This is a genomic window from Thermogymnomonas acidicola JCM 13583 (genome assembly GCF_001316105.1).
Classification (GTDB): domain Archaea; phylum Thermoplasmatota; class Thermoplasmata; order Thermoplasmatales; family Thermoplasmataceae; genus Thermogymnomonas; species Thermogymnomonas acidicola.
This window is the reverse complement of sequence record NZ_BBCP01000002.1, coordinates 14,657-31,648: the sequence shown is the minus strand read 5'-3', so window position 1 is coordinate 31,648 and position 16,992 is coordinate 14,657. Positions and strand designations below refer to the sequence as shown.

The 16,992-nt window shown below is 43.6% G+C and carries 19 protein-coding genes and 3 pseudogenes; 8 read left to right on the top strand and 14 right to left on the bottom strand.

Annotation, left to right across the window (positions count from 1 at the left end; genetic code table 11):
* The first annotated feature begins 581 nt into the window (after positions 1-581).
* A complete protein-coding gene (locus JCM13583_RS02010) occupies positions 582-1,235 on the top strand; it encodes a helix-turn-helix domain-containing protein (protein ID WP_162509226.1) in 654 nt (217 codons plus the stop codon).
* A 2-nt stretch (positions 1,236-1,237) separates the two neighbouring features.
* On the opposite strand, the gene aroQ is transcribed toward JCM13583_RS02010, so the two are convergent.
* Positions 1,238-1,693, bottom strand: coding sequence for a type II 3-dehydroquinate dehydratase (gene aroQ, locus JCM13583_RS02005; protein WP_162509225.1), 456 nt, complete (start codon positions 1,691-1,693; stop codon positions 1,238-1,240).
* A 222-nt stretch (positions 1,694-1,915) separates the two neighbouring features.
* Between aroQ and JCM13583_RS02000 the strand changes: the two genes are divergently transcribed.
* The 3 genes from JCM13583_RS02000 to JCM13583_RS13595 all read left to right on the top strand — a co-directional run bounded on the left by JCM13583_RS02000 (position 1,916) and on the right by JCM13583_RS13595 (position 3,313).
* Positions 1,916-2,287 (top strand): cupin domain-containing protein, encoded by a 372-nt coding sequence (locus tag JCM13583_RS02000; protein WP_075056499.1) that lies wholly within the window; start codon positions 1,916-1,918, stop codon positions 2,285-2,287.
* A gap of 61 nt (positions 2,288-2,348) precedes the next feature.
* Entirely contained in the window at positions 2,349-3,152 is an 804-nt protein-coding gene (locus JCM13583_RS01995) for an alcohol dehydrogenase catalytic domain-containing protein (RefSeq protein ID WP_171823358.1), read from the top strand.
* Positions 3,153-3,175: 23 nt separating this feature from the next.
* Complete coding sequence (locus JCM13583_RS13595; protein WP_171823357.1) at positions 3,176-3,313, top strand: hypothetical protein; 138 nt, start codon at positions 3,176-3,178, stop codon at positions 3,311-3,313.
* 29 nt (positions 3,314-3,342) lie between these two features.
* Here the strand turns inward: JCM13583_RS13595 and JCM13583_RS01990 are convergent, their stop codons facing one another.
* The 4 genes and pseudogenes from JCM13583_RS01990 to JCM13583_RS01975 form a co-directional block, all read right to left on the bottom strand.
* Positions 3,343-3,819, bottom strand: coding sequence for an aldehyde dehydrogenase family protein (locus JCM13583_RS01990; protein ID WP_171823356.1), 477 nt, complete (start codon positions 3,817-3,819; stop codon positions 3,343-3,345).
* The gene (locus JCM13583_RS01985) at positions 3,788-4,789 is read right to left on the bottom strand and encodes an aldehyde dehydrogenase family protein (protein ID WP_075056496.1); all 1,002 of its coding nucleotides are present in this window, start codon (positions 4,787-4,789) and stop codon (positions 3,788-3,790) included. The genes JCM13583_RS01990 and JCM13583_RS01985 overlap by 32 nt, the downstream gene beginning before the upstream one ends.
* Positions 4,790-4,793: 4 nt before the next feature.
* Positions 4,794-6,591: pseudogene (locus JCM13583_RS01980) on the bottom strand (thiamine pyrophosphate-binding protein).
* 85 nt (positions 6,592-6,676) lie between these two features.
* Positions 6,677-7,945, bottom strand: a pseudogene (locus JCM13583_RS01975) (MFS transporter).
* 944 nt (positions 7,946-8,889) lie between these two features.
* On the opposite strand from JCM13583_RS01975, the gene JCM13583_RS01970 reads away from it, so the two are divergent.
* From JCM13583_RS01970 to JCM13583_RS13590, 4 genes and pseudogenes are all read left to right on the top strand, one after another.
* Positions 8,890-9,102 carry a hypothetical protein gene (locus JCM13583_RS01970; RefSeq protein ID WP_162509223.1) on the top strand — a complete coding sequence of 71 codons (213 nt, stop codon included), beginning with the start codon at positions 8,890-8,892 and terminating at the stop codon, positions 9,100-9,102.
* 49 nt (positions 9,103-9,151) lie between these two features.
* A pseudogene (locus JCM13583_RS11830) lies at positions 9,152-10,062 on the top strand (transposase).
* Between the two features lie 281 nt (positions 10,063-10,343).
* Positions 10,344-10,616, top strand: coding sequence for a glycosyltransferase family 2 protein (locus JCM13583_RS01960; protein WP_162509222.1), 273 nt, complete (start codon positions 10,344-10,346; stop codon positions 10,614-10,616).
* Between the two features lie 301 nt (positions 10,617-10,917).
* Positions 10,918-11,055 (top strand): hypothetical protein, encoded by a 138-nt coding sequence (locus JCM13583_RS13590; protein ID WP_171823355.1) that lies wholly within the window; start codon positions 10,918-10,920, stop codon positions 11,053-11,055.
* A gap of 315 nt (positions 11,056-11,370) precedes the next feature.
* Here JCM13583_RS13590 and JCM13583_RS11825 read toward each other — a convergent pair whose 3' ends face one another.
* The 9 genes from JCM13583_RS11825 to JCM13583_RS01920 form a co-directional block, all read right to left on the bottom strand.
* The gene (locus JCM13583_RS11825) at positions 11,371-12,072 is read right to left on the bottom strand and encodes a hypothetical protein (protein WP_162509221.1); all 702 of its coding nucleotides are present in this window, start codon (positions 12,070-12,072) and stop codon (positions 11,371-11,373) included.
* Between the two features lie 47 nt (positions 12,073-12,119).
* Entirely contained in the window at positions 12,120-12,494 is a 375-nt protein-coding gene (locus JCM13583_RS01955; protein ID WP_162509220.1) for a hypothetical protein, read from the bottom strand.
* Complete coding sequence (locus tag JCM13583_RS01950; RefSeq protein WP_075056492.1) at positions 12,470-13,483, bottom strand: DUF2079 domain-containing protein; 1,014 nt, start codon at positions 13,481-13,483, stop codon at positions 12,470-12,472. The genes JCM13583_RS01955 and JCM13583_RS01950 overlap by 25 nt, the downstream gene beginning before the upstream one ends.
* Before the next feature lie 16 nt (positions 13,484-13,499).
* Complete coding sequence (locus JCM13583_RS01945) at positions 13,500-14,606, bottom strand: glycosyltransferase (protein ID WP_075056491.1); 1,107 nt, start codon at positions 14,604-14,606, stop codon at positions 13,500-13,502.
* A 77-nt stretch (positions 14,607-14,683) separates the two neighbouring features.
* The gene (locus tag JCM13583_RS01940) at positions 14,684-15,010 is read right to left on the bottom strand and encodes a hypothetical protein (protein ID WP_075056490.1); all 327 of its coding nucleotides are present in this window, start codon (positions 15,008-15,010) and stop codon (positions 14,684-14,686) included.
* Positions 15,007-15,627, bottom strand: a complete 621-nt coding sequence (locus JCM13583_RS01935; protein ID WP_171823354.1) for a class I SAM-dependent methyltransferase — start codon at positions 15,625-15,627, stop codon at positions 15,007-15,009. Before JCM13583_RS01935 ends, JCM13583_RS01940 begins: the two co-directional genes overlap by 4 nt.
* Positions 15,628-15,793: 166 nt before the next feature.
* Positions 15,794-16,036: a hypothetical protein gene (locus JCM13583_RS01930; RefSeq protein WP_075056488.1), complete on the bottom strand. Its 243-nt coding sequence runs from the start codon at positions 16,034-16,036 to the stop codon at positions 15,794-15,796.
* A 35-nt stretch (positions 16,037-16,071) separates the two neighbouring features.
* On the bottom strand, positions 16,072-16,302 hold the full coding sequence (locus JCM13583_RS01925) for a hypothetical protein (protein WP_162509219.1): 231 nt from the start codon (positions 16,300-16,302) through the stop codon (positions 16,072-16,074).
* Positions 16,272-16,961, bottom strand: coding sequence for a hypothetical protein (locus JCM13583_RS01920; protein WP_075056486.1), 690 nt, complete (start codon positions 16,959-16,961; stop codon positions 16,272-16,274). Before JCM13583_RS01920 ends, JCM13583_RS01925 begins: the two co-directional genes overlap by 31 nt.
* Between the last annotated feature and the right edge of the window lie 31 nt (positions 16,962-16,992).

Genomic DNA, 16,992 nt, shown 5'->3' with positions numbered 1-16,992 from the left:
ATTCGAAGGTTCATAGCTGAAAGTCCGCCCTTGGATAGAACTGTTTTATCTCCCCCCCTTCTATTCCAGGCAAACCATCCTCTACGACCAGCAGAGGTTCTTCCACTCCGCTTTCATGCAGATTGATGGGAGCCTTCCTGTAAGCTGTATATCTCATAGTGTCCGTATTCGCTTATACCCATGGCGAATATCTTGCATTCCTTCTGTACCGTATCCCTCCCGAGGAAGAAGAACATTGCATCCAGGAATACTGCCGTGTATCTTTATTAAGGGACCGCTTCTTCCAGTTCTCTATCATCGGTAACGTAATGTCAGTCATACATACATTCAATTATGGACCGATCACTTGGTATTCTATATTTGGCATAAAAAGCATCTTGAAATATTCGGAACAAGTCTGATATTTGGAACAATATTACTCGCTATGTTCCTTTTCTTGCCACGTTATCCTAAGCAGCTGGTCAAAGAGTGTTTCTTAATGATCGATATTTTATATATATGATCTCAGCAGACATGGTGGGCTGGGATCTTAATGGGAACTAAAACATAACATATAAATAACGTGTGCGTGATTAGTGTATATGTACTTTATGAATTTCTCCATAAAAAGTGATTGCGGGCTCTCCAGAGCTGCTTCACAGGCTGGAGAAAAAATAATCTCGATCAATGCGGTGAACAGTTCATCAAATTTCAATTACATAGTCGCCTTTACCGTGGCAAATGATGTTGTGGACATGAAAAAGGCCTTCAGCAAGGATTTTGAGAATTTTTCAATAGTGAAGGGCAAACTATACACATTCATAACAGGCGTGAAGCATTCTCATGGCATAATACCATCCATAACGGCCAATGGTGGCATTCCTATCTTTCCAACCTACGCCGATGGTGGGATAGAAACGTTTAATGTGCTGCTCTTCACAAAGGAGAGCCTTGATTACATAATAGATGCGGTGAAGTCCCATAATGATGTGGTCACTATGGATTACCTCCGGATAAGGGATGGCGATTCCATCATTGACAATATAAAATCTCTGTTCAGCAATGTACTCGTGACGGATCTAACGCCGCTTGAGAAGAAGATCATAAGGGCAGCATTCACCTCAGGTTTCTACACTTGGCCCCGGCAGTTCAGCCTAGAAGATATATCGAGGGATACTGGATTGTCAAAACCAACGGTGCTGTATCACATTCGTAATGCCGAAAGGAAGGTTATGAGGTCCCTATTCAGCAAGTGACCCTATGTGAAGCTCAGAACCGGAGATGTCATATTCCGATGATCACTGGCAATATTCAACGGCAGCCTCAGTCCCAGGAGATAGCTTCCAACGCCGAACCCGGTTATCTGCCCTTTCGCTATGGGTGCTATGACGGATGTGTGCCTGAATTCTTCCCTCGCGTGTATATTAGACATATGCACCTCTATGATTGGTACCTTCAGTATGGCCAGCGCATCCCTTATGGCGTAGCTATAGTGCGTCCATGCTCCGGCATTTATAACAACCGCGTCAATATCCTCCATTGAAGCCCGGTGGATACGCTCGCACATCTTTCCCTCATCATTGGTCTGAAATATATCCACGTCCACTCCAAGATCCTTAGCGAGTTCTCTGATCTTATCGTTTATCTCGTCAAGCGTTATCGTTCCGTATACATTCGGATCCCTTTTACCGAACATGTTCAGGTTTACCCCCATGTAAAACCAGAATCTTCTTCATGATTGTTAAGGCAATGGGATATATTTTAAGTTTGCATCAAACAGGATAGACCTTCCGTTGAGGTGGCTGATCGAACGCCAAATAGATAGTCATTGTCAATCATTGCATGCCCTGAAATGTGGGTTCCGCTTGCATAGAAGTTCTAACAGGTTATAATCAACGGTAATATAGAAACAACGGTTTAATCATATGGTGAAAGAATGGAAATAAAAGTGATAGACCCTATCAAGGATGGCAAGAAGATATGGCTTGGAGATAAGGAAGGATACATAAGGAAAGTCTTCAGGGCTATAGATAAGGATCTGGTCAATTCGCAGTATTTCGTCTCTGGCATAACCTATTTTGAGCCAGGCGAGTCATCGTCTATGCATAACCACCCGCAGTCCGAGGAGATAGACTTCGTAATTCAGGGAGAAGGAATCGTCTACAGCGGCAATGAACAGGCCAAGTTCAAGAAGTTCGACTACATGTTTATTCCAAAGGGAGTAATGCACAGGCACGTGAACACGGGAAGTGAGACCCTCATTCTGTTCTGGGCCTATACTCCGCCGGGCGAGCTCCCAAAGGATTAAGGCATCTGTGAATCATATGTGGCGGATCATCTACCATCAGGCTGAGGGCAGCTTTGAGAAGGTGTCAGGCGACATCCAGCCTCTTCAGGCGCCAAACATCAGGATAAAGCCAGACTACATAGGTGTATGTGGGTCGGATAAATCAATACTTTCCGGTAAGCGTAAGGTCTACAATGGACTGGTAATGGGACATGAGATAACCGGGAAAATACTGGAAGGCCATGGGCTGGATCTTGCCGGAGATCACCTGGGTGAGGGAGACAGGATAGTTGTTTTGCCCAATTATTACTGTGGAGAGTGTGAAGACTGCCGCCATGGCCATTACAACACGTGCAAGAACAAGGTCAGCATAGGCGTCAACGCCCAGGGAGCTATGCAGGAGTTTTTCGATGTTGATCCGAAGTTCACCATACGTGTGGACAACAGAATAGATCCGGAGATCGCGCCACTTATCGAGCCGATCGCCGTTGCCGTGCATGCCATCAGGAAGTTTACCAGCAGAGATCGCCGTCTTATAATAATCGGGGGGGGAGGAAGCGTTGGAATATCATCGTACATAACTGCCAGATATCTCGGGTTCAATGACGTCCGCATCGTTGAGAAGATCGAAAGAAAGGTATCCGAGCTCAGGGAACATGTGGATAGCGTTTACGGTAGCCTGGAAGAGGCCATTGGATATTCCACTGATCCTGTCTGCGTGCTTGATACGGTGGGGGGGTCAGCAGAGACAATTTCAGAGATCGAGCATCTTTCGGAAATGGTAGCCTCTGGATCTGAATTCGTCATAAACGGCCTTGAATCGCAGGAGTATGCCATGCATCAGGCCTATCTGGTCAGGAGGGAGATGACATTGCACGGTCGATAATATACATACCGAATGATTTTGTGATGGCCAGGGAGATCCTTTACAATAACGTTGATGCCCTGGCCAAGACCGTCGCTGTTGCCGATGCACAAAGGATCGTCGGTGAACTCAGATCACGGATACTGAACTCCGCAGACATAAAATTAGTTTTAAAAATTTAATCTATTTTAGATCCCAGAAAAATGGCCTTTCACTGTAGGAATAGTCTATGTATATGCTCTTCGTCTTGGTGTAATTCATTATAGATGTGAGGCCAAGTTCCTCCCCCAAATCCAGATTCCTTATGTCCGAGGTAGGGAAGGGAATATTCTATGCCAGTTGGGCCCTGGTTTACAAAAGTAACGCCAGCATGTATTTCGTCTATCGCCCTGAACGCCTTTCTGACATCGGTTGTGTATATTGCAGATACTAGGCCATACTTCGTGTGGTTTGCCAGCTCTATTGCCTCATCCACATCCCTTGCAGGCGTCAGGACTGCAACAGGGCCAAATATCTCTTCCTGAAACAGAACATCGTCCTTGTCAACCTCTGAGAAGACGGTGGGATAGATGAAATAGCCCTCAGGGTTCTCTGCGTATTCCCTCCTCTGTGTAGCAAGGGTCACACCACGATTTACTGCGTCTTCGATGTACGATTTAACCTTGGAATACTGCCTGTGGCCTGCCACTGGGCCCATCTTCACGTCCCTGTTCTTTCCATACCCCCCCCACCTTTATTTTTTTTACACCCTCCACGAACCTCTTCTTGAATTCATCGTAAACCTTTTCTTCGACTATTATCCTCGATCCGGCCGTGCATCTCTGTCCGGCATTGCTGAATGAGGCGAACAGCAGACTTGACACGGCAAGGTCCAGGTTGGCATCAGCGCACACGATCGCCGGATCCTTTCCTCCAAGTTCCAGTATCTGCCTCCTCTTGTACCTGCCATTGATCTCTGAGAGCTTATTGCCGACCTCAGTTCCGCCAGTAAATGCGAAGGCCTGGACAGATTCCCTGGAGAGTATCTTCTGCGATATCATGTCCGAATTTCCGAAGAGGGTATTGAAAACTCCCGGCGGTATGCCTGCCGCATGGAACGCCACTGATACCATATAACCGACGCCCGTGGTTATGCTTGAGGGCTTGAATATCACTGTATTGCCATGCAGCAGAGCCGGAGCTATGTTCCAGAATGGGATAGAGAATGGCGAATTGAACGGACTCACAACGTATACAACACCGAGTGGCATGCGTATCGTTCCTGCGAAGACCTCGTTCTGTTCGCTCTGAACCACGTAAGAGGTGACGCGTCTGCCCTCTCCGAAGTAATAATAGAGGACCTTGTAGGCATTGTTAACCTCGTTGAGGGCTTCACCAATTGTTTTTCCCTCTTCATCCGTTATAAGCTCTGCTATATCCTGTCTGTGTGCATCTATGTAATCAGCCGCCTTCTTCAAAAATACCGCCCTCTCGGTCACGTTTGTCCTGCTCCATGATCTGAACGCATGCTCAGCTGAGGCAAGGGCCTTCTCCACTCCTCCTTCATCCACCTCGCTGTATTCGGTTACCCCCCCCTGCATTGTTGCAGGATTTATGGTTTTCTTCCTGCTTGGGAATCTGACAAATTCGCCGTTTATGTAAGGATCTGCGTTTATCATTCCTTCACCTTCTATCGAACATGTATTTCACGTTGCCCGCATAGATATCGGTTATTGACCAATGGCCTGTTATCGGCACATCGGGTTCAAGATCGGTTGGAACGTTTATGACAGCAGGTCTGCCTCCGTTGAGGGCCTTTCTGACAGTAGCCTTGAGTTCTGATCCGTTCTTCACATCAAATCCCAGGGCTCCGGACGCCTCTGCTATCTTCACGAAATCTGGATTGTATAGATCAGTTCCGGAACCCGTGAAGGCAGTGCCTATGAATTTCCTGTCAAAGTATGACCTCTGCAGTCCCTGAATGGTGCCGAAACTCCAGTTGTTCATGACCAGAAAAACAACAGGGATGCTGTATTGAACGGCAGTGAAGAGCGCTGATATGGCTGAGCTGAAGCCACCATCACCAACAACTGCGATGACTTTCCTGTCTGGAGCTCCAATCTTGAAGCCGACAGCCGCCCCTGGGGCAAAGCCCATGGTCGCCAGGCCTCCTGGGGGGGTGATGAAGTTCAGGGGGGGATCGTCTATCCTGAAATATTGCGCTATGCCGTTCTTGCTCCAGCCGACGTCTGTGATCAGCGATATGGAACGGTCTTCATCCATCAGCTCCTGGAGAACACGTATTACGTAATTTGGTTTTATCTTGTCGCTGCCCATTTCACAGTTCATGAAGTCCCTGTAATAGTCATCAAGGCCCTTTCTCAACTCAGAGTACCAGCTTGAATTTGCAGCAGGCCGAGCGGCAGATCTCTTCTTCAGTTCGGCGATGATCTCTGACAGGGTGGTCTTGGCATCGCCCTGAAGGAACATATCCTCCGGATAATCTTTTGATCTTTCCTTCTCGTCAATATCTATGCGCAGCAAATGGGTCTTGCTGAAATCAAAGGTGTAGCCCTCTATCCATGAGCTGGAATTTACCTCTCCAAACCTCGTGCCGACGGCTATTATGAGATCAGACTCAAGCGATGCCCTGTTGGCATAGGGGGGGTTCCCCCCCCAGCCACCGAGAAAGCCCAGCGCACGTTCATTGTGCTCCGGAAAGGTTCCCTTACCTCCCATGGTCGAAACCACTGGAGCGTTCAGAGCCTCTGACAGATCAGCAATCTCCCTGCCTGCCTCCGATAGCCTGACACCACCGCCTGCCAGTATGAGTATCTTTTTATGCTTTAGTATAAAATCAACGGCTCTCTCTATGGTCTCATGATCCGGTGCAAACCTGGCTTCGTTCAGGCTGTGCCTGGTGGTGTATAGGCTATGCTTGTCAGTTTTTAATGCGAATATATCCATCGGTACATCAACGAGCGAGACTCCGGGCCTGCCACCCAGAGCTATTGAGAAGGCACGATCCATTATTCTCTCTATGTTTTCCACGTGGTTTACTCTCCAAGCCCGCTTTACAAAGGGAACGTATACAAGATACTGGGACAGATCGGTGACCTGGTTTATTTCCTGGTGTGGTCCAGCTCCCTCATAAACGGACGGGGGCGTCTCCAGATATTACTATGAGTGGTGATGAATCGAGTGCCGCCGTGGCAACACCAGTGGTGGCGTTGAGGAGTCCCGGACCGATATGTGTTATCACGATGCCTGGCTTATGGGATGCCCGGAAATAACCATCAGCGGCATGCGCTGCTATCTGTTCGTGCCTGACGGCGATGAGTTTTATCTTCGTCTTTCTTATCGCTTCATACAGACTCAATATTGTATGGCCTGTCAGAGTAAAGACATACTCAACGCCATTTCTCTCGAGATACTCGGCTATTATATCCGCTCCAGATTTAGCAATTTTCTCTGATGCCATATGAAAAAGAAACCGAAATTTGTTAATATACTTGTTATCTAATGCATTAAACCAAAAAGGTATCAAAAAAGGTTAAATGCTGTCCCTAAGAGGGAACAGCCGTTTTCAACATCAGTGGGCGGTACCTGGTAAATATTACTGTGCCGACGAAGTAGACGATGCCAATGAGCACAAACATGTATATCCCGGGCGTATACTTGTGCGTAACAGACAGCAACTCCCCCCCGAAGGCCAGAGGTACAATTATGCCCCCCCACAGCGTCTCCCAGAATCCTATGTGGCCACCCCCCCACTGTCCTGCATACTCCTTGGGTACGAGGAATGAGCTTACAGCCCACTGTATGCCAGACCACCTCAGGAAGAAGAAGGTCGCCGCAAGGATCTCAACTGCGAGGATAGGCGATCTTGCCAATGCTGTTGCCAAGAGACCGAACGTCACGCCGAGCGAGCTCACTGTGAAGCCAACCTTCATTCCGGTGTTTGGGCCGCGAGTCCTGTTTATGTAGTCTATGACGAAACCGCCGGTTATCTCTCCTATGAATCCGAAGCCCCCATATCAGTGCCGTGTAGGCCAGCGTGAATGTGAGTGTAAAATGCCTGGCTCATAGAGGTAGAGTGGAAGCCATGTAAGGAGACCGAAGAATATACCAGCCTGTGCACCGAGCCCCCCCATCATGGAACCCCCCCAGTAATCGCTGGTCCTGAACCAGCTGGACACTGGTGCCTTTACCTGCTCAACAGCTTTCTCCTGGTTCGATCTTATATAGTCAAGTTCTTCCTTGCTGATTTTAGGATGCTTTTCAGGCGTATCGTACAGTATGAAGATCAGCGCAGAGGAAAGCAGGATGGTCAGGATACCGCTTATAAGTAGCGCATACCTCCATGCAATGCTGGATGGGATGATTAGGTCGACCCCAAGGAGGAGAAGGGAGCCGAGTATTATTCCAACGTTGACACCGCTGTCCCCCCCTATGGTTCCACTTCTTGCCTTTTCCTGTCTAGGCATCCATTCCGCGGTAATTTTTGTGACCCCCCCAGGGAAACCTACGGCTTCCATTATTCCCAGGAACACCCTCGCTATGACCAGATAGGCTGCCGAGAAAGCTCCGGCGGTTATGGTCTGCACTGCGCCCCCCCATCCAAGCCCAAATCTCGTCACTGAAAGCCTCGCCCCCCCATAGCGATCCAGTATGTATCCTACTACTGGATTCATTATAAGATATCCGTAGGTGAATCCGTCTCCGATTGCTGCTTGAAGCAGTGGGCTGAGATGGAATTCCGTTGTCAGCACCGGAAGCGCTGAGGTGACAAGCCCACGGTCTATATAGTCGAACGTTATGAAGCCAAAGACCATGAGGACTATCGTCCACCGTATGTGCCCTACCGGCCTATTTGCATTCTTAACCTCTGTCAATTTTTCAGCCATATTCTAACATGGAGCAAGCTTTATTTATATCCCATTTCAAATACATTAGAAGAAATTGCAGATAGAAAATGGAGGAAAATATAATGGCAATCGGCTTTGCTTGATGGACATTTCCCGAGGGATCTTTACTGAAATATCTTCTTCCATTTACAATGTTCAAACCGATCTGACGAGGCAATTATGATCGCAGATACTATCAATATAATGTTGACCTACATTTCAGCATGATACCTGAAAATTATTTATTCTGTCATTTCACGACAGCGATGTAAATTTACCATCCGCCTGATAAAACCCGATTATGTCACCTTGGGACGCATCAAGAAGCTTCGCTATCCTCTTTGTTAATGAGATCCTCAATGTGCGGTTGGTCAGAGTAGCCTTGCTCGTATCTATCAATTTTCCTCCATGAGCCATTGCCTAGGATCAATAAAACATATTAAAATATTATTATAATATATGACTTTTACAATTAAAAGATGATGCAACTATTATAACAATTGCAATAATATCCATAATTGCCTGACTTCTTTGCTCCTTAACGTACAATACGATTGGCGCAGTGATTTCGCAGTTAACTGGACATGTGGAGGATTCAGCCTTCGCCGTTCAGTCAGTATCCACCAGATGCCATAGGCTAGAATTCAGATCCCATGAATTTTCCTGCCCGTACCTAGTGGGAGGAGGGGATTAAATGAAGAAACTAATATAGATGCTGTTTACTGCCAATCATGGATACTACCGTCAGGGCAGAGCGCCACCTATCCCTTGACGCCAAGAGGGATATAGACAGGATCGTAATCAGAAATGCGCTTCAGAGGTTCAAAAGACCATTTGTTGTCTGATCAGCAGGAAAGGAAAGCACTGTTGTTCTGCATCTGGTAAAGACCACGTGCGAGGAGCTGAAGATGGATATGATTCCAGCGCTTTTCATCGACCATGGTCAGCACTACGATGAGACCTATAAAATGGTTGATGAGATACCCAAGGAATGTAGCTTCAAGGCCATATATGCGAGAAACGATGATGCACTTTCAAAGGTTAAGAATAATGTTATACATGTTAGGGCGTCTCACATTTCATGAGTAGTCAGACAGATGTCGAACATTATTAACAGAATGAGAATATTGGGATATGCCCACGCAGCATATCCCATTGATAATGGATATCATAAACAATATTGTTTCGCCAGATCAGAGGAGAAGAAAATATACAGATCGGCAGATCCTGAAGATTCTTGTGCTGCTGCAGATTTCCGGAATTTCCTATCCATCAGCCAGGATATTCCTCACCAATCATGAGGAATATCTCAGGATGATTCGCATCAGCGAGATACCATCATTTCAGACCCTGTCAAGAAGAGCAAGGAAATTTGATCTGCATGCAATAAACCGTGAGATAGTATTCCTGTATTCTATGAAGGAAATTGCAGCGGTGGATTCCTTCATGATCCACACATCCAAGCATTCCACTGCAATGAGAATGAAACACCGGGGGGAAATTATAAGGATCCTGAGAGCGGATGGTCCAAGACAACAAAGGGATGGACATATGGCAGGAAGTGCCATATGTCACTGGATGTGGATTCCCTCCTTGTCATGGACTGGATTGTTACCAGAGGTAACATGCATAATTCACGCGTATCACATGACTTGGTGGATTCTGTCAGGAATTTCTCATATATTCTTGCAGACTCAGCATATGATACATCTGACATATACGATTATGTGTTCGAGAACACACATTCTCTTCCTGTGATTTACACAAACAGAAGAAGGGGCATTATCCCTGAAAGACTGTCCATGAACAGGAAGATCGGAATTGATCTCAGGGAATACGCTTCGCTGTATTCCCTGAGATGGGAAATAGAGAGGACATTCTCAATACTTGAAGAGATCATGAGGGCAGAGAATATCTGGTACACAAGGAACAGATCATATGATATTGCAATTGGCCTTAAGGCAATTGCATACAATCTCGTGGTTGTATCAAACATGAAAGCAGGAGAAAAGCCAAGGGAGATAATGAAAATCGTCAGTTGCTAAAACATGAGACGCCCTATGGATAAAATTTAAGCTTGGCTACTTCGTTGCGTCTTCGTTTGGAACAGGAGAATTTAGAGTTCTTAAAGACATCTGCAATCGTGCCTATTTCGAAAGCAAGTATTATGATCAGCTTTATATCTTAAGCAAGAGGAGGCGATTTTAACTATTCCCAAGGCTACGATTGTCTTGACCGCGTTCTTTAAAAGGCCATTTCTGGAAGATGCGATATCATCCGCACTGAATCAGACTTTAAAAATTTAGAGATTATTTTAGTGACAAAGATGCCCGCAGAGCACTTAAACTTAACTGATAAAGACAGAAAGATCAAAATTATATTTGCTGAAACGGCAAAGAACAAGAGCGAACTAGTTGAGATCGGAGTAAAGGAGGCATCCTCCAACATTGTTCTTTTTCTGGTTGATGATATCATTGCTAAAGACAGGGCTGAAACCATAGTGCCTCTCTTCAAGAAAAACCAAAATCTCGGCTTGATCCACAACGGAAGCTTAACAATAGGCGAAGATACCAAAAGCCTATTCATATATAATCAATGATTTACCCAGGAGAAATGCACGTTTAATTATTGCAAACGGTTTAAAGGATGCGCTAAGGAATAATTGTGACAGAAATCTCAGTTCAATAAGCATTAGAAAAAGTGCAGGGATAAGGTATCTAGACTATTTTTCATTTTTCAATACATCGGATGACAGCCTTGCCTTATATAGTGTTTTTGCCAGTGGATATGATGTTGGGTGGATTACCGACAAACTAACATTTTATAGAGTTCATAATGAAGGAATAACCTCGCTCTCTGGCGACTTCAAAAGATACAGAATAAAGGGAGAGGATAAGCTTATGGAAAATGTCAAGTTGCATTCGTTGTTCCTGGAGATATTCCAGCACAGGGAGATAAGGGATATTGAGGTGCTGAGGAAGTCATATTATATTTTCCTATACTCTGCTTTTGCCCAGAAAAAACGTGGATCAGCCTAGAGGATCAAATAGGCCATCCCTTATTTCAAATGGGTACACATTTCCGGAAATTATCCCCCCCCACATATCATTGCATATTTTTTTGGGAATTGTTCTTTTAATCTCAAAAAGAGCTTATCTTTCATTCTCTTACCTACTTTCCATGTACAGGCTGCATAGAAAATTCCCCCCCCTCTGAAATAATCTTGATGAAACCGGGCGTTTATTCTATGCTTTGAATATCCGATCTCCATTGTTCGAATGCCTGATTCAACCTGTCACGCTTTGAGGTTATGAACGATAAGCTTTAAACCAGCATAGAGAAACAACGTAGCGCTAATTTTGACCTGGAGGTTTGATCTGTGTGACGTGTATACCGGTAAAGGTTATAGTTCCTTCCCAGTTTGGTACCCATACGGAATATATGGTGTATGCAAGTATTCTTTCTGTACTCACAGTGAAAGTTACATTAAAGTTATCGAGACTGGTGAGGTTATGGGGGGGATATATAGTTCTAGAGGCTAAGTCGATCAATCCATTATCATGAGCAACATTTAGGATCAAAGAGTTATTCGAACTCTGCGAGGTTCCTGTAAAGGAAAAGGTAATATTGTAGGTGCCTGGAAGTAATACTGTTTGGCCCCAGAATAGTCCCCCGTTTCTAATATCTGTTCCAGTAATCCCTGCCATCGTAAGGCTTGAATCTGGATAGGTGTTAAAGTAATTGGGCGGATAGTAATAATTGAATGGGACATAGAATCTAAGAGGGCCTGAATAATTCAGCTCTAGCAGAAAAATGCCACTAGCCTCTGCCACCATACCGTAATGGTGCGTTGAAACAAGATGATCGATGAGAGCTGCATTTGATATGTTATGAGGGTATGGCCCATCTGTGCCGGCATATCCCCCCCAGTATCCCTGATTATACATGCCTCCATAGGGATACATAATTATATATTCGGGAACGATTGGGATGTACTCTCCGTCGGGGGGGCCAAGTTCCGTAAAATTATAAAAGAAGTTATAATTGTAGTCCACCTCTAAGGGTGCAGTTAGAGGATTAGAGACGTTAAGACCGTAGCTATCTACCTAGGGAAGATGAAGGGTATGTTATTCTCCACGAGTATCTCGGAGGCACTCACGTTTTTTGGTATGAGGGATGCAACCTTGAGCATGTTCTCATAAACGGTATAATTGTACGATTTTATAGCAGACAGGTGGTAATCATCCTGAGATGATGCGTTTAGCGGCCCGTAAGGCTGAAACACGAGGGCAAAGAGAATCATGGAAATGATAAGGGCAACAGAAACCTTCAGGAAAAACCTTCCATCAATTTTCTTGAGATCTTTGTCAGATCGGATATTTTCGCTAGTCGTTTCTTGCCGCATATGTTTAATGGAATCTGATCCGCTGCTAAGGTTTACAAGACCGTCGATTAACGCCAGATACACAAATGGCACCAATATGGCGGAATACTGATCGTGAAAAAGGCCCGGAACATAAATGCACCGTTGGTGAAAAAAAGAGCAAAAGCCATAATGGGAATGAGGAGCAAGGAATACTTAGACCACAATGGGAGCGCCAGGAACGGCATGAATATCAGCAGAAGGGTGAAGATCTTATTGTCTATATCGTCCCTTACATTGCTGAATTGAAACGGTCCAGAATGAAGATAGGAAGATACCCCCCCAAACAAGGACACTGAATAATAAGATATGGCGAAAACAAGCATGAAAAGCAAAACGCCGCTGATTATGAACATGGTTTTCCTTTTGTTCTCTGGGAGTAGGTTAAATTCCTTTGCCCGTAGATGCGATATGCCTTCCAATATCAGGAAACCAGCGGAAAATGCAATGAATGGGAACTTGACGAGGCCCGCAACAAGAAAGAGGATCAACGATGCCGTATACTTATTGTCAAAATAATAGTACACCGCTGCCAGGAAAAACAATGGGAAGAAGGCCATGTAGTGGAAATCAAACAGATTCATACCGGCCAGTGGGAAATAGATCAGGTACGATAGTGAAATCAAAAGGGATGGTAGCCTTTTTCCGATAAACTTTAAAGCGATCCCGTAAACAAAAAAAGACGGTATTGCTATGGCAACAGTCTGCACAACGAGAATCAGACTGAAATTCGCTAAAATAAAAAGGGGGGGAGAAAGAAGGAATCTTCCAGAATATAATCCAAAATCTGAAATAAAAAGATGTAGAGTCCAGTGGGTGTGAAAGACAAGCCAGCCCTGCTCCATTGCAACCCCCCCAAGGTCGTATACACTGGCGTTTAATGACCACATTCTCATAAGGGAAAGTGAAGAAAAATATGCTATGTATAATATATTAGCGATAAATAATATGACGAACGCTATGTACCTCAATCCATCTCCGCCCAGATCATCTCTTGCAAGATTAGCATGCTTTTTGAAGACCAGCTTTAATTTAAAATTCATTATTCATCTGCCTCCGTTAATGCCCTATAGAGCTGTACACTTTCAAATACTCGCTGATTGCGGTGTCCTCGTTTAGCCTTCTGGCGACTTTCTCCATCTTATCTCCCAATCCATCTCTTTCATATTCCTCAATGGAATGCACGACAACTTGCGCAAGATCATGGGGGGGTTCTATATAAGCATCAAAGTACATACCTGCTTCAGCCAAAACCTCCCTGTTTATTGAAATATCTCTGGCTAATACTGGCAAACCAGATCCCAATGCCTCTATTTGTGGTATGCCAAAGCCCTCGAAAGTCGAGACATTCAGGTACAGATCACTTGCATTAAAGTAAAGCGGATAAAGTTCATCTGGAACTTTGCCAACGTTCAAGATATTCCTACCCTTCAATGGAGTTCCTATCTTTATTAACATATATCCTTCAGGTAATAAGTTAACGGTTTCCTGAAGAAAGCTTAACGCCTTATTTTTTGTTCCATTACTGACATTTAAGATCAACTTCGAATTTTCTGGTAGCCCCAATTTCCTCCTTGATAGTGCTTTATCTCTTTTTTTAAAGACTGAGGAATCTATCCAATGATGTATCACTTGGGATCTTATCCTATGTCTTTCTAATTGAGATTTAACTACGTTGCTGATAGAAATAATTTTCGCTGCGCTCCGGACATCCCTTAACATCTTTAGGTTTATAAAATCTCTATATATAGAATCGAGCAAGTTGCGAATAAATCCACCGCTTTTAAAGTCGAATAAAAGATCAAACCTTACATCGTGAATCGTTGCTACCGTATTATTAAACAATTTCAGGCCGGAATAATCTGAACCGCAAAAATGCACTATCGAATCTTCATACTCTTTAGCGTAGAATTTAAGGGCCACCGAGTTCATTTTTCTAGCCAGAGGAATGGCAAGATAATTAGTTGTTTTTTTAAAAATTGAAGATTCTATAACGTCAAAATATTCGCCTTTGTAGCCAGGATCAAAATATCCGTTATATATAAGACTCACATCAATTTGTTTCTTTGAGAGCGCTTTTGCTAAAGCCCAAGCATACCTACTATCCCGGTAGTAATTGGCTGATCGCTTACTAAGACAACTTTTCCAATACTCATCTTTCACCACTGGCGCAGCATTTCTCTACCCTGCCTGGTGTCTTAATTGCTCGGTCATCTCCCACATAGTGATAAATTTCAAAGTAATCAACATTTTACAATCGCATCAACAACGAATTTAAAGCCAAAGAAACCATATGGAATGCTCACAATATACCTATCGGCTATCATTTCAGTGAGAATAGAGGTATATTGATAGAATAGAATAGAGGTATATTGATAGAATAGGTTTGATATTGCTTTAAAGAGAGTAGTATCGCAGATATAATCGTAAATAGAATGGACTATTTCTAACATCATGTTATTTTTGACAAATTCGTGCCCATCAAGACGTGAGGCGTCTCGTATAGCGACGGCTTTTGCAATGTCACCAACGACCAAATGATCAGAATAAGAAAGTATCCTCGTGATCACCCACCTCTTAATAAGGTATAATGTATGAATGTGTGCGCGCTCTCCTTCAATTCTAGATCAAAGTGTTTAAGCAAAAACAGTTCCACCTCGTCAGCTCCCTTGCTTGAGTGATATACGTGTCCTCTCTCCCTGTCATGTTCAACTTCTCTCCTTGCAAAGATTCTGTAAAGCAAATGTTCCCGGGGGGGAAGTGACACAATTAACGGGCCTCCGGTTTTCAATACACGCTTTAACTTAACTACTATATCTTTATAATTGAGATTATGCTCAAGCACATCAGTGGCAAGTATAGTATCGAAAGTGGAATCTTCGAACCCAGAAAGGCCATTAATTCTTGCTACTTTCAACACTGTCACATTTTTCAGACCCATATAGAGACAGAGATCTTTGGCTGCCCTTAATTGATCGTCAAATGCGTCTACCGCTATGACCTCATCGTTCAATTCGGATAAAACTGGAAGAAATGCTCCAAACCCTGTGCCGAAATCCAGCGCTTTTCCTCTCTTTGAATTTACTTTAAGGTATTGCGTTATATGCCTGTATTTACTTAACACCCCCCCAACCCTCTTGGCAAAATTTTTACTGAACAACGGCATCCTGAATGGTTCCGGGTCCACACCATTCTTAAGTTCAACTCTTCTGAAATTCTCAAATTGAGACATATACCTATTAAATTGCTTTTTCTCTTGGCGTGACAGCATTCTCAGGGTGATATATTCTAATCATATCAAAATTTTTCGTCTTATGATTGATTGCATGATTCAACGGGTATGCGTCATTTCGTTAATCATTGCGTAAAAGCACTCTAATGTTATCAGTTGCCTGTGTTATCTTTTTGCTAATATTTATCCTCCTTTGTCTTGCATTATACGCATCCCAATTCATTAGAAATTCGCGGACATAGTCTTCTATATCACTCACAGAATTTGCTAGTCTCACAAAGCCCACTCCTGCCGCTTGCTCCCTAAACTCAGGAAAATCGATAGCAATAGTTGGCACTTCAAAGAATATGGCCTGTTCCAGCACTCCAGAAAGCCCCCCTGGTGCATTATACGGTAGAATTAATAGAGAGGCTTCCAAAAAATTTTCGTGATCTCCCTTTCTGTAATAGGACCAAGGTATTCATCAATTAGCCCGGAATATGAACGCAGGATTTCCTTAAATTTTATCTCGTAGTCTGGGAAATGATGATTTATACCACCGGAAATTACTAACTTAAATTCCTCACCTTCATCTTTAAGTTTCTTTAGAACCATTAAACCTAATTCAATGTTCTTTTGGGCCCCCCCCATGAACCATGCATAAGTATTGTTGGGATATTACTATCTTGAGTTTTTATATCATGAAAATTTATTATCTCATTTAGATAGAGCGTAGGAACTGTTTCGAGATATTTCCAATTCAAAAAATGTACTTTATTATATCCTATTGCATCATCTATTCGCTTCTTATATAAATTAAGTAGTACAAATGTAGCGACATTTTTGAACAAGATCCTTTCAACTATTCTGAGAAAAAATGACCGTATCTTGTCGAATGTAGAGTTGTAACCTAATTTCCTGACATCATTGGTGAACACTGAATTGTGGTATATAATCTTAATATTTTTTCTTCTGAAAAACTTCACCAATAATATTGGTACAAATAGAGCAATGGCATTTGCAAGAGTCCCATTACCAAAGCCGGTTGGTAGCATATTGAAAATGACAGTGTCATAATTCTTCCATTTTATCTTCAAAAGACGAAGAATCGATATTGAATCATCATATGTATAAAATTCTTGTAACTTAACCTTGGGTGGGATTTCAAATTCTTCAATATCTTCATTCACTTGCGGACAAAACACATCGATGGAATCCACATCTTCTAGAAGAGAGAGAAGGATTATAATTGATGTCCCACTGGTTTTTAATGATTTTCCATGGTTTATGAAATCCCCTATATAGGCCATTCTCACAATGGTGCATAACTCTAGATTTCTT

Bases quoted from the DNA above. Each gene is read 5' to 3' on its own strand.
- JCM13583_RS01960 (WP_162509222.1), top strand. From the start codon at position 10,344: ATGCCCGCAGAGCACTTAAACTTAACTGATAAAGACAGAAAGATCAAA.
- JCM13583_RS01925 (WP_162509219.1), bottom strand. From the start codon at position 16,302: ATGGGGGGGGCCCAAAAGAACATTGAATTAGGTTTAATGGTTCTAAAG.
- aroQ (WP_162509225.1), bottom strand. From the start codon at position 1,693: ATGGGGGTAAACCTGAACATGTTCGGTAAAAGGGATCCGAATGTATAC.
- JCM13583_RS02000 (WP_075056499.1), top strand. From the start codon at position 1,916: ATGGAAATAAAAGTGATAGACCCTATCAAGGATGGCAAGAAGATATGG.
- JCM13583_RS01950 (WP_075056492.1), bottom strand. From the start codon at position 13,483: ATGAATTTTAAATTAAAGCTGGTCTTCAAAAAGCATGCTAATCTTGCA.
- JCM13583_RS01985 (WP_075056496.1), bottom strand. From the start codon at position 4,789: ATGATAAACGCAGATCCTTACATAAACGGCGAATTTGTCAGATTCCCA.
- JCM13583_RS13595 (WP_171823357.1), top strand. From the start codon at position 3,176: ATGGCCAGGGAGATCCTTTACAATAACGTTGATGCCCTGGCCAAGACC.
- JCM13583_RS13590 (WP_171823355.1), top strand. From the start codon at position 10,918: ATGGAAAATGTCAAGTTGCATTCGTTGTTCCTGGAGATATTCCAGCAC.
- JCM13583_RS01920 (WP_075056486.1), bottom strand. From the start codon at position 16,961: ATGGCCTATATAGGGGATTTCATAAACCATGGAAAATCATTAAAAACC.
- JCM13583_RS02010 (WP_162509226.1), top strand. From the start codon at position 582: ATGTACTTTATGAATTTCTCCATAAAAAGTGATTGCGGGCTCTCCAGA.